Genomic DNA, 16,040 nt, shown 5'->3' with positions numbered 1-16,040 from the left:
ACTTATATATAAAACGGTCAAATGACGGGTAGTGACCTGTTTGTCAACTAAGACAAACAGGTATTTTTGTGTAAAATACATATAAGGAGATGATCAATGTGAAAATATTTGATGCACATTCAGATGTTTTATATAAAATGTGGATGGATCCGACGATTGATTTTGCGGACTCACCAAAATTACATATTACATACAATCAATTAATAACATCAGGTAGTAAGGTACAATGCTTTGCAATTTATATTCCGGAAGAAGTGAGACCTGAAAGCCGATTCGAAGTAGCGTTAGAGATGGTGGAAATATTTTATAAAAAAGTAATTGATCCATTCCCTTTATTAAAATTCGTACGAACAAGGGATGACATCTTAGCCTTGAAAGAAAATGAAATCGGTGCGCTTTTAACTTTAGAAGGATGTGACGCCATTGATCAAAGTATAATAAAACTTCAAACGTTATTGAGGCTTGGCGTGTCATCTGTTGGTTTAACGTGGAATTATGCTAATTTTGTAGCAGATGGCATTGCAGAACCACGTGGAGGGGGACTATCAAGCTTTGGGAAAGAAGTTGTAGAGGAGCATAATAAGGCACTAATATGGACTGATGTATCTCATTTATCAATCAAAGGATTTTGGGATGTAATGGAGGTAGCAGATTTCCCAATTGCTTCTCATTCAAATGCAATTTCGATTTGCAATCACCGTCGTAATCTGCAAGATGAACAAATACAAGCATTAATCAAAAAGAACAGTATGATTGGAATTACATTTGTCCCGCAATTTTTAACTAATCATGGCAATGCAACAATTGATGATGTATTAAAACATCTTGATCATATCTGTTCACTAGGTGGAGAAAATCATGTTGGATTTGGATCTGATTTTGATGGAATAACTGATACGACGAGAGGACTTGAAAACTTCTCGGGGTATGAATCTCTGATTGATTATTTACTTAAATTCTACTCTGAGAATCAAGTAAAAAATTCTTGTTTCACAATTTTGTCAGAGTTTTGCCAGCGTAAATAAAATAATTATTTAAGGGATAAAAATATAATTTATTGAAAAATAAAAAAATATGCATTTTTCACGATAATTTGCTGGCTAAGGGTTGCTTTTTTTCGTTGATAGGTCTAGAATTGAAAGCGTTTAGTACATATCCAACAACTATAAATTTGGACAGAATTTTATACAATATTTTTGGTGATATTATCCCATTTTTATCATTAGAATTGGTCCAATTTTACTTTAGACCATACATAATCATTATTTTCAACTCAGTTGGAAGTGCTATACGCTCAATACGATAAAAAATCTTATATAGAACGTATTCCAAAGGGGTGTAAGCCATGATCAATCAACTTTCGTGGAAAGTTGGCGGACAACAAGGGGAAGGAATCGAGAGTACGGGGGAAATCTTTTCCATAGCTCTAAATCGTTTAGGCTACTATTTATACGGTTATCGCCATTTTTCATCACGTATTAAAGGTGGTCATACAAATAACAAAATTCGTGTAAGTACAACTCAAGTTCGTTCAATCTCTGATGATCTTGATATTTTAGTAGCTTTTGACCAAGAAACAATCGATTTTAACTTTCATGAGTTACGAGCTGGTGGAGTAGTGTTGGCGGATGCTAAATTCGGGCCAACAATTCCTGAAGACACAAATGTTCATTTGTTTTCAGTTCCTTTTACGCAAATTGCAACTGAACTAGGAACGTCCCTTATGAAAAACATGGTTGCAATCGGTGCAACTAGCTCATTATTAGACCTAGATTTAAACGTTTATTTAAATGTAGTTGATGAAATTTTTGGTCGTAAAGGTCAGCAGGTTGTTGAAAAAAATATGGAAGCAATCAAAGCTGGAGCAGAATTCTTGGAAAATCAGCTTAGCGAAGACGTGAAAATGAAGCTAGAAAAAGCAGATGGAAAACAACGTATGTTCATGATTGGTAATGATGCAATCGCGTTGGGGGCTTTGGCAGGTGGAGCAAGATTCATGCCTGCGTACCCGATTACTCCTGCCTCTGAGATCATGGAATATTTAATTAGCAAACTACCGGACTTTGGTGGAACTGTCATCCAAACAGAGGATGAAATTGCAGCTTGTACGATGGCAATTGGCTCTAACTATGCAGGCGTACGTGCTTTTACGGCTTCTGCTGGACCAGGTTTATCGTTAATGATGGAGTCTATCGGATTATCTGGTATTACCGAAACTCCTCTTGTAATTATTGATACACAACGTGGAGGTCCAAGTACAGGTCTTCCTACAAAGCAGGAACAATCTGATTTAATGGCAATGATATATGGTACGCATGGAGAAATTCCTAAGATTGTGATGGCTCCAAGTACTGTTCAAGAAGCTTTCTATGACATTATAGAAGCATTTAATCTAGCAGAAGAATATCAATGTCCGGTTATTTTTCTAACAGATTTACAACTATCATTAGGTAAACAAACGGTTGAACCACTTGATTATTCTAAAATTGAAATTAGACGCGGTAGTTTAATTCTTGAAGACGAATTACCTGAATTAGAGAATAAAGAATACTTCAAACGCTATGAAGTTACTGACAATGGTATTTCTCCACGTGTAGTTCCAGGTGTAAAAAATGGAATTCACCATGTAACAGGTGTTGAACATAACGAACAAGGTAAGCCATCTGAAGTAGCTAGCAACCGTAAAGCTCAAATGGAAAAGCGCCTTAAGAAGATTAAAAATCTTCAATTCAAGACCCCTGTTCATAAAAACGTGAAACATGGAGAGGCGGACCTTTTAATTGTTGGTTTTAACTCTACTCGCGGTGCGATTGAAGAAGCAATGACACGTCTTGAGAATGATGGTATTAAAGTGAACCATGCTCAAATTCGACTTATTCACCCATTCCCAACGGATGAAGTTTTGCCTTTGATTCAATCTGCTAAAAAAGTATTAGTAGTTGAAAATAATGCTACAGGTCAGCTCGCCAACATTATGAAGATGAATGTAGGACATGCAGATAAGATTACAAACTTTTTAAAGTATGATGGTAATCCGTTCCTACCTCATGAAGTTCATACAAAATGTAAGGAGTTGTTCTAATATGGCAACATTTAAAGATTTTCGTAATAATGTAAAACCAAACTGGTGTCCTGGATGTGGTGACTTCTCCGTACAAGCAGCCATACAACGTGCAGCTGCAAATGTTGGACTCGAGCCTGAACAGCTTGCTGTTATTTCAGGAATTGGTTGTTCTGGACGTATTTCAGGATATATTAATGCCTATGGATTACACGGAATTCATGGTCGTTCATTACCAATTGCTCAAGGTGTAAAAATGGCAAATCGTGATTTAACCGTTATTGCTTCCGGTGGAGACGGTGATGGATATGCTATTGGGATGAGCCATACTATTCATGCAATCCGTCGTAATATTGATATAACTTACATTGTAATGGATAACCAAATCTATGGTTTAACCAAAGGTCAAACCTCTCCTAGAAGCGAAATGGGCTTTAAAACAAAGAGTACTCCACAAGGCTCAATTGAATCTGCACTCTCAGTGATGGAGATGGCTTTAACAGCTGGAGCTACTTTTGTTGCACAAAGTTTTTCAACAGACCTTAAAGATTTAACAGCTTTAATCGAAGCTGGAATCAAACATAAAGGTTTCTCTTTAATCAATGTATTTAGTCCATGTGTTACATACAACAAAGTCAACACATATGACTGGTTTAAAGAAAATCTTACAAAACTTGGAGATGTTGAAGGATATGACCCATCTGACCGCTCCATTGCGATGCAAACATTAATGAAGCACAACAGCCTTGTTACTGGACTTATCTATCAAAATACAGAAAAGCCATCCTATCAAGAACTTGTGCACGGGTATGGTGATGCACCACTTGTAAACGCAGATTTGAACTTGGATGAAGAAAAGTTCAATAAACTGGTTGCTGAATTTATGTAAATAAACAAAACCCTACTAAGCATGTTTCGCTTAGTAGGGTTTTTTATTATTGTATAGCTTTAGTCACCTCCCTGTCTTTAAATCTTTACTAGGTGTTTGTTGAATGATAAAATAAATACGTATGTCTATAAAGTAAAAATAAATTGCTAGAATAGAGCTTACTTTTTTTCTAAAAATGTATAATTTTCTACAATTTAATGGTTGCATTGTATTAAAACTTGTTAAACCTTATACTAGTTAAATGGAAATTTATTTTTTACAAAAGATAGTTTTTAGAAAAAGGAAGGAGATACAGCATGAACGAAAAACAACGTCTTGAAAGTACTCAGGTAAAGCCTGCGGACAAAAAATCCGAAAAGGATTACAGTAAGTATTTTCAAGCTGTTTATCAACCACCTTCATTAAAGGATGCGAAAAAACGTGGTAAGGAACAGGTTAATTACCTAAAAGAGTTTTCAATTCCTGAAGACATGAAAAATGCAGGAAAAGGAAAGCGTTTTTTAATCCGGACGTATGGTTGTCAAATGAATGAACATGATACGGAAGTTATGGCCGGTATTTTTATGGAAATGGGCTATGAGCCAACTGAAAATACGAAGGATGCTGACATTATTTTACTAAATACATGTGCAATCCGTGAAAACGCTGAAAACAAAGTATTTGGTGAAATCGGTCATCTAAAACCATTAAAACTTGAAAATCCTAATCTTTTAATTGGTGTTTGTGGATGTATGTCCCAAGAGGAATCAGTTGTTAATAAAATACTTGAAAAACATCAATTCGTTGATATGATTTTCGGTACTCATAATATTCATCGCCTTCCTTACATTGTAAAAGAAGCAATGTTCAGTAAAGAGATGGTTGTTGAAGTTTGGTCTAAGGAAGGGGACATCATTGAGAACCTTCCAAAAGTACGTAAAGGAAATATCAAGGGATGGGTAAACATTATGTACGGTTGTGATAAATTCTGTACGTACTGTATCGTTCCATATACTCGTGGTAAGGAACGTAGCCGTCGCCCTAAAGATATTATTGAAGAAGTCCGTCATTTAGCAAGACAAGGATATCAAGAGATTACCTTGCTAGGACAAAACGTTAATGCCTATGGTAAGGATTTTACTGATATTAAATATGGTTTAGGTGACTTAATGGACGAATTGCGAAAAATTGACATTCCACGGATTCGTTTTACAACAAGTCACCCACGTGATTTCGATGATCATTTAATTGACGTGCTCGCTAAAGGTGGAAACCTCATGGAGCACATTCATCTTCCAGTTCAGTCTGGTAGCTCACAGGTATTAAAGTTGATGTCACGTAAATACACTAGAGAATCTTATTTAGAGTTAGTACGCAAAATGAAGGAAAGAATTCCGAATGCTTCCTTTACGACAGATATTATTGTTGGTTTCCCAAATGAAACGGATGAACAATTTGAAGAAACTCTTTCTTTATATAGAGAAGTAGAATTTGATTCAGCCTATACCTTCATTTATTCACCACGTGAAGGAACACCAGCAGCAAAAATGGAAGACAACATCTCAATGGAAGTGAAAAAGGAAAGACTTCAGCGTCTTAATGCACTTGTAAATGAGATTTCCGCAAAGAAAAATCTTGCGTACCAAGATCAAATTGTTGAAGTTCTTGTTGAAGGTGAAAGTAAGAACAATCCGGATGTTTTAGCTGGTTATACAAGTAAAAATAAATTGGTTAACTTCAAGGGTCCTAAATCAGCAATTGGTAAAATTGTAAAAGTAAAAATTATCCAGGCGAAAACTTGGTCATTAGATGGCGAAATGATCGAAGAAGCGGTAGAGGTGAACTAAAATGGCAGAATTCACAAAAGAACAAATCGTTGAGCGTGCAACTGAGCTTGCAAAAATGATTGCAGAAACACAAGAAGTTGATTTTTTCAAGCGTGCAGAAGCACAAATAAACCAGAACAAAAAAGTTCAAGAGATTATTGAGACAATTAAAAGCTTACAAAAACAAGCTGTTAATTTTCAACACTATGGCAAGTCAGAAGCATTAAAGCAAGTTGAAGAAAAAATTGATAATTTACAAGAAGAACTTGACAACATTCCTGTTGTAGCAGAATTCAAGAGTTCACAAGTTGAAGTGAACGATCTTTTACAACTTGTGGCACATACTATTTCAAACAATGTAACGAATGAAATTATTTCATCAACTGGCGGAGACTTGCTAGCTGGTGAAACTGGTTCAAAATTGAATAACCAAAGTGGCTGTGGCTGCCACTAATAACCAAAGGCAAAAGCGTTAAGCTTTTGCCTTTAATTGATTGTGAAGCTTTAGCATTATAAAGCTTTATTTTTTTTGCTTGTACAGCTTTTAAAAAAGGTACATAAATGGGCGAACCAGCATAGAATGAATTATACGGTAATTGTAAAGTTGATTTATAATGCGATTTTTTATTTCTTAATTTGAATGGCTTACTCAACTTTTTTCGGTGTACTTACAAGAAATGCATCGAAGTGACATGCAAAAAAGTTTGTAAAAAGAAATCAGTCTTTAGCACACTAGTCAAATGTCCCGCATAGGATGAATTGAAGATTGATTGAGGAGGGTTTGTTCGAATGTCTGAATACAGAGAGATAATCACAAAAGCTGTTGTAGGTAAAGGACGTAAGTTTTCACAATCTACTTATACAATTTCTCCACCGCACCACCCATCCAATATTTTAGGGTGTTGGATCATTAACCACCGTTACGAGGCGGAGAAAAAAGGTAACACGGTAGAAGTATGTGGCACATTCGATGTGAACACGTGGTATTCTTATGGTAACAATACAAAAACAGAGGTCGTTACTGAAACACTTTCATACAAAGATTCCATCAAACTCAAGTACAGAGATGAGAATTTCTTAGGTGATAGTTGTGATGTGCTTGTAGAAGTGTTACAACAGCCAAATTGCTTAGAATGCACAATTTCACCTAATGGAAACAAAATTCTTGTTGAGGTAGAAAGAGAGCTTCTAGCTGAAGTTATTGGTGAAACAAAGGTATGCGTCCACGTAAATCCAGATGGTTGTTATGATGATGATAAGGATTGGGATGTAGATGACGAAGAATTCGAGGATTTAAATCCTGATTTCTTAGTCGGCGATTTAGAAGAATAATTGAAAGCTAGGAGGGCTGACTTCCTAGTTTTTTTTCATTTTATGGAAGACAAGTCTTTCCCTTTACTTTTTTAAGTTATGATATAATATTGAAAGAATCAATGTTTGTTGGGGGGATTTATAAAATGGCAGAGTATACGCCGATGATAAAGCAATATTTAACGATTAAGGCAGATTATCAAGATGCCTTTTTATTTTTTCGACTTGGTGACTTTTATGAAATGTTTTTTGAAGATGCAGTCAAAGCATCACAAGTTTTAGAGATTACCTTAACTGGAAGAGAAGGCGGAGTGGGTGAAAAAATCCCGATGTGTGGGGTACCCTATCACGCAGCTGCAGGCTATATTGAACAATTAGTTAATCAAGGATATAAAGTTGCAATTTGTGAGCAAACTGAAGATCCAAAACAGGCAAAAGGTGTCGTGAAACGTGAAGTTATTCAATTAATTACACCCGGTACTGTAATGGAGGGTAAGAATCTTTCAGATAAAGAAAATAATTTTATAGCTTCTTTATCGACTTTTTCAGATGGTTATTTTGGATTTGCATTAACAGACTTAACAACTGGAGAAAACAGGGCTTCTTTATTGTCGTCCTATTTTGAAGATGTCGTCGGAGAAATTTATGCGAATGGTGTAAAAGAGGTTGTCGTTCCATCTGATTTTGATGAGAAATATAAAAAAGCAATGATTGAACGGTGCCAAGTAACGATTTCTCATGAAGACAATAGTACAATAGATGTTCATTTACAACGGATTACCGAAGACCTTAAGGATGAGAAATTGCTCATCACCTTTGGAAGATTATTAAATTATTTAATGAAAACTCAAAAACGATCTCTTGATCATCTCCAAAAGGTCCAGGTTTATTATACAAATCAATTTATGAAAATTGATCTTTATTCAAAACGTAATTTGGAACTTACTGAAACCATTCGAAGTAAAGGCAAGAAGGGTTCTTTATTATGGCTATTAGACCAAACAGTTACTGCAATGGGTGGACGGTTGTTAAAACAGTGGATTGATAGACCATTATTAAATAAAACAGAAATTGAAGCCCGTTTAAATATGGTTCAAACCTTCATAGAACAATATTTTGAACGGCTCGAATTAAGGGATTTGTTAAAGGAAGTTTATGATCTTGAACGTCTTGCTGGAAGAGTAGCTTATGGAAATGTGAATGCAAGAGACCTTTTACAGCTAAAGAAATCGCTGGAACAGGTTCCAGGAATTTATAAACTTGTGACTCAGTTACACCATCCATATGCAAACAATCTAGGAAAACAAATGGACCTTTGTGAGTCTTTAACGGACCTTCTTCAGCGTTCAATCAAGGAATCGCCACCACTTTCGATTAAAGAAGGAAATATCATTCAGGATGGATTTAATGCTACACTTGATAAATATCGAGATGCAAGTCGAAACGGGAAATCCTGGATTGCTTCCTTGGAAAAGCAGGAGCGAGAAAAAACGGGCATTAAGTCTTTGAAAATTGGATATAACCGTGTGTTTGGTTACTATATTGAAGTGACAAAGTCTAATTTACACTTTTTACCAGAAGGTATGTATGAAAGAAAGCAAACATTAGCAAACGCGGAGCGCTTTATCACACCTGAACTAAAGGAAAAGAAACATTAATCCTTGAGGCAGAGGAAAAGATTATCCAATTGGAATATGAAATTTTTCTTGATATTCGTGAACAGGTAAAAGCCTATATTCCGAGACTTCAGGCTTTAGCAAAGATAATCAGTGAGCTAGATGTACTGCAATGCTTTGCAACGATAAGTGAAGAACGCCACTATTGTATGCCACGTTTCTCAGAGGACGAGCTTTCTATTAAAGATGGACGCCATCCTGTAGTGGAAAAGGTGATGCAAGCACAGGAATATGTACCAAATGATTGTGTGATGGAACATGATCGATCCTTACTTCTTATTACTGGTCCAAATATGTCAGGTAAGAGTACGTATATGAGACAAATTGCTCTTACCTCGATCTTGGCACAAATTGGCTGTTTTGTTCCGGCAAGTGAAGCTGTTTTACCAATTTATGATCAAGTATTTACACGAATTGGTGCGGCAGATGATTTAATCTCAGGGCAAAGTACATTTATGGTGGAGATGCTCGAAGCTAAAAATGCTATTGTGAATGCAACATCAAAGAGCTTATTATTATTTGACGAAATAGGACGTGGAACGTCAACCTATGATGGAATGGCTCTAGCTCAGGCAATTATTGAGTATATTCATCAAAATATCGGAGCCCACACATTATTTTCTACTCATTATCATGAGCTAACCGATTTAGAATCAAAATTAGAAAATCTAGTAAATGTACATGTGAGTGCGATTGAAGAAAATGACAATGTTGTCTTTCTTCATAAGATTAAAGAAGGGGCGGCAGATAAAAGTTACGGGATTCATGTAGCAAAGCTTGCTGAACTACCTGAAAACTTAATTAAACGGGCCAATGAAATTTTGTCACAGCTAGAACAAAGCCAAAAGGAAGTAGTTGTGACAAAAGATGAGTCAATCGATCACCCAGACAATCAACAACTTTCATTTTTCGAGGAAACTAAAGTACCGTATCAAAAAGAAGAAATGCAGGTCTCTTCTGCGGAGAAGGCTGTATTGGAAACTATTAAAGAAATGGACATTTTAGGTATTACACCTTTGGAAGCTATGAACAAGCTATATGAAATTCAAAAAAAATTAAAAAGATAAAATGAGTGTTCAAAAAATCAACGGAGCTTATTATCTGGTGTTTTTTTGAACATCCCCTAAGAAAATGAGGTGAGGGCATGGGAAAAATCATCCAGCTTGATGACCTTCTTTCAAATAAAATAGCGGCCGGAGAAGTTGTTGAACGCCCGGCCTCTGTTGTGAAAGAATTAGTCGAGAATGCCATAGACGCAAACAGTACAATAATTGAAATTGAGATTGAAGAAGCGGGCCTGTCCAAAATTCGCATAATCGATAATGGAGACGGAATGGATAGTGAGGATTGCGTAAATGCCTTTCATCGTCATGCAACAAGTAAAATCAAGGACGAAAATGATTTATTTCGCATAAGAACGTTAGGTTTTAGAGGAGAGGCACTTCCTAGTATTGCCTCTGTATCCGAGCTTGAAATGAAGACAAGCACTGGGGACAATTCAGGCACACATATTCTAATAAAAGGTGGCCAGGTAGTCTGGAAAAAATCTACCAGTAGTCGCAAAGGGACTGATATTACAGTATCTAATCTCTTTTATAACACACCGGCACGCTTGAAATATTTAAAAACTGTTCATACTGAGTTGGGTAATATTACGGATGCGGTAAATCGAATCGCCCTTGCTCATCCAGAAATTTCAATTCGTTTACTTCATAATGGAAAACGACTCTTATATACAAGCGGAAATGGAGATGTTAGGCAAGTACTTGCAGCAATTTATGGTTTAGGGATTGCGAAAAAAATGGTTCCAATCCATCTTCAATCTTTGGATTTTACAGTAGAAGGCTTTGTATCAATGCCAGAGGTAACAAGAGCATCGAGAAATTATATCTCAACCATTATTAATGGTAGATATATTCGAAACTATCCACTTGTTAAAGCCATTCAACAAGGTTATCATACTCTTTTACCGATTGGCAGATTTCCAATTGTATTGTTAGATATTCAAATGGACCCACTATTAGTTGATGTGAACGTCCATCCTGCAAAACTTGAAGTAAGAATTAGTAAGGAACAGGAGTTAAATCTATTAATAGATGAAGGGATTAAAGATGTTTTTAAACATAAACAATTAATTCCGGATGCAGCATATCCGATAAAGAAAGAAAAACAAAAATCAGAGCAACAAGAATTTGTTTTTCAACATTCCATAAAAAATGAACCTCAACAACCAATTATTCATCGATATAATGAGACAGTCCAAGAGGTTCCGAATAAAGAGGAAACAGTTTTCGAAAAACAAACCACAAAAATCCCGTCTTCTAACCAGGAACCATTATATGAGTCGGAGAACGTAATGATTGCTGAATATGAAGATGAGAGAAGTGTAGTCCTAGAAGAGTATGAAGAGACAGATTTTACAAGTACTGAACAGGCGATGAATGAAGAAGAACGGGTGCCTGTGATGTATCCAATTGGTCAAATGCATGGAACTTATATCCTAGCTCAAAATGAAAAAGGGTTATATATTATTGACCAGCATGCTGCACAGGAACGAATTAAATATGAATATTTCAAGGAAAAGGTCGGACAGAATATTTCTAATCTCCAGGAATTACTACTCCCAATTACCTTAGAATATTCAACAGATGAATGCATCAGCATAAATGCACATAAACAGGATTTAGAACAAGTAGGTGTTTTTCTTGAGCCATTTGGCCATAACAGTTATATCGTTCGCTCTCATCCCCAATGGTTTCCGAAGGGTGATGAAAAGGAAATAATTGAGGAAATAATTGAACAAGTGCTTAATGATAAGAAAATAGATATTAAGAAATTAAGAGAGGCAGCTGCTATTATGATGAGCTGTAAAGGATCAATTAAAGCAAATCATCATTTACGGAATGATGAAATCTTTGCATTACTTGAAACACTTCGTAAAACCAGTGATCCTTTTACATGTCCACACGGTCGCCCTATCATCATACATCATTCGACCTATGAAATGGAAAAAAATGTTTAAACGTGTTATGTAATAGAAATGGAAAAAGGGTTGAAAACTCGCTGAATTGGCGAGTTTTCCCCATATAAGACGAAAGTCGTATAGAAGTTTAGATAAAATGTTATTTTCTATTCTGATTTGGATATAATAATTTAGTATTCGTCTTATTATCTGTGTTACGATAATAGTATGAATTGAAGTAAAGGTAGTGATTGATTGGAAGAATCGAAAAAAGAGAAACTGGTCGTTCTAATTGGTCCAACCGCTGTTGGAAAAACGAAATTAAGTATAGAGCTTGCTAAGAAACTAAATGCCGAAATCATTAGTGGAGATTCCATGCAAATCTATAAAGGTATGGATATCGGTACCGCCAAAATTACAAGAGATGAAATGGAAGGTATTCCCCATCATCTTATCGATATTAAAGAACCCAATGAGAGTTTTTCGGTTGTTGAATTTCAAGAAGTTGTTAGAAAATTAATTACAGAAATACATAAACGCGGAAAACTACCGATGATTGTAGGCGGTACAGGGCTTTATATTCAATCTGTCATTTATGATTATCAGTTCACAAATGAAGCCTCTGATTCTGACTATCGGAAATTACTTGAACAACAAGTTGCCGAAAGGGGGATTGAAACTCTTTTTCAGGAACTTAAAGAAATCGATCCAAACAGTGCAGAACGAATTCACCCTAACAATGTTAGAAGAGTTATTCGTGCCCTTGAAATTTTTAAAACAACCGGCAAAACGATGACCGAATATATGGAAGGCCAAAAGCATGAGCTTCTATACGATTTGGTTCTCATCGGTTTAACGATGGATCGAGAGCTGTTGTATGATCGAATTAACAAAAGGGTGGACTTGATGGTAGAGACAGGGTTACTTGACGAAGTATCAGCTTTCTATTCTAGAGGGTTAAGAAATTGTCAGTCTATCCAAGCAATCGGATATAAAGAACTTTATAGTTATTTAGATGGAAAACTATCACTAGATGAAGCCATTAATGACCTTAAGCAAAATACGCGCAGATATGCAAAGCGACAATTAACATGGTTTCGAAATAAAATGGATGTAAAATGGTTTGATATGTCAATGGAAAATGAGTTTGACGAAAAATTTAATGAAATTTATAAATATATAGCAGGAAAGCTAGAAATTTAAGAGAATAGATAATAATAGGATATTATCGTTTTGTCCTAAATAGGGCAATGCAGTTCCAGCATTCTGCGGGAAGATATAGAGGAGGACAGTTCATGAAACAAGCAATCAATATTCAAGACCAAATTTTAAATCAATTACGTAAGGATGGGACATTTGTAACTGTATTCTTATTAAATGGATATCAATTACGAGGTTTAGTAAAAGGGTTTGATAATTTTACAGTTTTATTGGAAACAGAAGGGAAGCAACAGCTTATTTATAAGCATGCCATTTCTACATTTGCCCCACAAAAAAATATTAAGCTTGAGCTTGAATAACAAACAAAAAACAACCCTACTTTTGAAAGTAGGGTTGTTTTTTTCGTCTTGTCTATTTTTTCTTCAAGATTTATAAATTACCTCATATACATATAGTGTTATGGATAAATATTTTCTGGGAAAGCGCAATCTTTGACAAAAAGCAAGAGTCGTTTGTAATAAAAGTGAGAAAATTGTAGAAATAAAAAGGAAAAAAGTCAACGTTCTACGTCTAGCTCCAGCGCCTAGCCCCTTGAGGTCACAATTCGTTCCGTCAAGGACGGCCTGCATTGTGCTTGTCGGACTTGCACATTACAAGAAAGGCTTCGGGAGCATAATCATCGCACGAAGAAATGCAAAGCATTTTCGAGGATGTGCTGACATCGATGTTCGCCACAGCACGTGGCGGTAGTTAGTCGATGTTCCGCTCAAAAGGCGCATGCGCTTTTGTTTTTTCCTTGGGCTTTTGTCACGAAATGAACCTAACAACGTATAATGTACACAAAATGAGAGGTGAGAGCTCTTGGACCAACCAATTACAATGAAGAACAATGGACAAATAAATGTAATTTTAAATGGTGAAAAAAAGAAATTAAAGGTTATGCACTCAACATCAAAAGAAGCGGTTGCAACGAAAATCCAGACAAAGCATGCAGCTCTTAAGGAAATCGAAGAAGAAATGAGTGCTCTTGTTGGAATGGAAGAAATGAAGAAAATGATAAAGGAAATATATGCTTGGATTTATATTAATAAAAAACGTGAGGAACAAGGTTTAAAAGCAGAGAAGCAGGCACTTCATATGATGTTTAAAGGAAACCCAGGAACAGGGAAAACAACGGTAGCCAGATTGTTAGGTAAATTATTTCTCCGAATGAATGTTCTATCTAAGGGACATTTGATTGAAGCAGAAAGAGCCGACCTAGTCGGAGAATACATTGGCCACACCGCTCAAAAAACGAGAGATTTGATTAAAAAGGCGATTGGTGGCATTTTATTTATTGACGAGGCGTATTCACTCGCAAGAGGAGGAGAAAAGGATTTTGGTAAGGAAGCCATCGATACCCTTGTGAAGCATATGGAAGATAAGCAACATGAGTTCGTTTTAATTTTAGCAGGTTATTCGAAAGAAATGGACCATTTCCTATCTTTAAATCCAGGACTATATTCTCGTTTTCCACTTGTAATTGATTTTCCAGATTATACTGTTGATCAGTTAATGGAAATTTCAGCAAAAATGATGATTGAGCGTGAATATATTTTTAGCCAAGAAGCGGAGCGTAAATTACGAGAGCATTTACTTACGGTAAAAATGGATTCTTCGCCTGGAAAATTTAGCAATGGTCGTTATGTTCGGAACGTCATCGAAAAATCCATTCGTACACAAGCAATGAGGCTCTTAATCGATGATTCGTATAGTAAACAGGAGCTTCAAACAATTAGAACACAGGATTTGATTTTTAAAGAATAATCCGGCCGCCTTAGTGGGCGGTTTATTTCATTTCTATGTTAAATTTGGTATGATAGCTTAAAGAAATAGACCTTTCATGAAAGTGGGTAAATTTATTGGCAAACGAACATAAAAAAGAAATGGAAAAAGCCATACTTGTGGGTTGTCACATACAAAATGATGACGAGAATCGGTTTCAATATTCACTCGAAGAATTACAGTCATTGACGAAAACTGCAAAGGGTCAGGTAATAATGACTGTTACGCAAAAGCGGGAACGAGTTCACCCAGCAACATACATTGGAAAAGGTAAGGTGGAAGAACTCGTTAGTCTTGAGGAAGAACTGGAACCGGATATTATCATTTTTAATGATGAATTATCACCAAGTCAGGTAAGGAATTTATCCTCTAAGCTTCAGGCTAGAGTAATTGACAGAACACAGCTTATCCTTGATATCTTTGCCACTAGAGCGAATTCCAAAGAGGGTAAACTACAAGTAGAATTGGCACAGCTCCAATATCTCCTTCCCCGACTAACTGGGAAAGGCATTGAATTATCAAGACTCGGTGGAGGAATTGGAACACGAGGTCCCGGAGAAACAAAACTCGAGACAGATAGACGACATATCCATAAACGAATTGATGATATTAAAAATCAATTGTCAGTTATTGTACAACACCGTGAACGTTATCGTGAGCGAAGAAAGAAAAACAATACATATCAAATCGCGTTAGTAGGTTATACAAATGCGGGGAAATCGACCTTATTTAATAGATTAACTGAAGCAGATTCATTTGAAGAAAATTTATTATTTGCAACTCTTGACCCGATGACTCGTAAAATGATTCTTCCTTGTGGACTAACAACTCTTTTAACAGATACAGTTGGTTTTATTCAGGATTTGCCAACTTCACTTATTGCTGCTTTTCGTTCCACTTTAGAAGAAGTTAAGGAAGCAGATTTAATTGTTCATGTTGTGGATTCCTCAAACCCTGATTATTTCAATCATGAAAAAACAGTAGTAAAACTTTTAGATGAACTAGGTGTGGAATCGATACCGATTTTAACACTTTATAATAAAAAAGATAAAGTTCACCCTGATTTTGTACCTTCTTCAAAATCTAAATCGATTTTAGTAAGTGCTTTTGAAGAAAATGATTTAATCTTGATTAAGACAAGAATTGAAGATTCAATGATTGAGGAGATGGAGCAATACAAGGTGTCACTACCAAGTTCAGAGGGCAGGTTATTGGCATATTTAAAACAAGAAACGATTTTAAAAGAACTACGATACAATGAGAATGAGGAAAAATATGATTGTACAGGTTTTATTTTTTCAAATCATTCCTTAGTAGGGCAACTACGAGATTTTTATTCATAAAGGGGAAG

Annotated in this window: 9 protein-coding genes and 3 pseudogenes; all 12 read left to right on the top strand. The window is 35.8% G+C overall.

Annotated features, from left to right (window positions below):
- The first annotated feature begins 89 nt into the window (after positions 1-89).
- Positions 90-1,021: pseudogene (locus BTHG_RS03285) on the top strand (dipeptidase).
- A 324-nt stretch (positions 1,022-1,345) separates the two neighbouring features.
- The gene (locus tag BTHG_RS03280; RefSeq protein ID WP_010282258.1) at positions 1,346-3,082 is read left to right on the top strand and encodes a 2-oxoacid:acceptor oxidoreductase subunit alpha; all 1,737 of its coding nucleotides are present in this window, start codon (positions 1,346-1,348) and stop codon (positions 3,080-3,082) included.
- 1 nt (position 3,083) lies between these two features.
- Entirely contained in the window at positions 3,084-3,950 is an 867-nt protein-coding gene (locus BTHG_RS03275; RefSeq protein ID WP_010282257.1) for a 2-oxoacid:ferredoxin oxidoreductase subunit beta, read from the top strand.
- Between the two features lie 296 nt (positions 3,951-4,246).
- The gene (gene miaB / locus BTHG_RS03270; RefSeq protein WP_010282256.1) at positions 4,247-5,776 is read left to right on the top strand and encodes a tRNA (N6-isopentenyl adenosine(37)-C2)-methylthiotransferase MiaB; all 1,530 of its coding nucleotides are present in this window, start codon (positions 4,247-4,249) and stop codon (positions 5,774-5,776) included.
- Between the two features lies 1 nt (position 5,777).
- A complete protein-coding gene (locus tag BTHG_RS03265; protein WP_010282255.1) occupies positions 5,778-6,209 on the top strand; it encodes a RicAFT regulatory complex protein RicA family protein in 432 nt (143 codons plus the stop codon).
- Positions 6,210-6,544: 335 nt separating this feature from the next.
- Entirely contained in the window at positions 6,545-7,087 is a 543-nt protein-coding gene (locus tag BTHG_RS03260) for an outer spore coat protein CotE (RefSeq protein ID WP_010282253.1), read from the top strand.
- A gap of 125 nt (positions 7,088-7,212) precedes the next feature.
- A pseudogene (gene mutS, locus BTHG_RS24170) lies at positions 7,213-9,809 on the top strand (DNA mismatch repair protein MutS).
- A 77-nt stretch (positions 9,810-9,886) separates the two neighbouring features.
- Positions 9,887-11,777 (top strand): annotated as a pseudogene (mutL, locus tag BTHG_RS24165) (DNA mismatch repair endonuclease MutL).
- 182 nt (positions 11,778-11,959) lie between these two features.
- Complete coding sequence (gene miaA / locus BTHG_RS03245) at positions 11,960-12,907, top strand: tRNA (adenosine(37)-N6)-dimethylallyltransferase MiaA (RefSeq protein ID WP_010282246.1); 948 nt, start codon at positions 11,960-11,962, stop codon at positions 12,905-12,907.
- A gap of 92 nt (positions 12,908-12,999) precedes the next feature.
- On the top strand, positions 13,000-13,224 hold the full coding sequence (gene hfq / locus BTHG_RS03240) for an RNA chaperone Hfq (RefSeq protein ID WP_010282243.1): 225 nt from the start codon (positions 13,000-13,002) through the stop codon (positions 13,222-13,224).
- 520 nt (positions 13,225-13,744) lie between these two features.
- Positions 13,745-14,671, top strand: a complete 927-nt coding sequence (gene spoVK, locus BTHG_RS03235) for a stage V sporulation protein K (protein WP_087947065.1) — start codon at positions 13,745-13,747, stop codon at positions 14,669-14,671.
- 119 nt (positions 14,672-14,790) lie between these two features.
- Positions 14,791-16,032, top strand: a complete 1,242-nt coding sequence (gene hflX, locus BTHG_RS03230) for a GTPase HflX (RefSeq protein WP_042341531.1) — start codon at positions 14,791-14,793, stop codon at positions 16,030-16,032.
- Positions 16,033-16,040 lie beyond the last annotated feature (8 nt).

This window comes from Bacillus timonensis, from assembly GCF_000285535.1.
Taxonomy (GTDB): domain Bacteria; phylum Bacillota; class Bacilli; order Bacillales; family Bacillaceae_L; genus Ferdinandcohnia; species Ferdinandcohnia timonensis.
The sequence above is the reverse complement of the archived record's forward strand: the minus strand, read 5'-3'. Positions and strand labels throughout refer to the sequence as shown.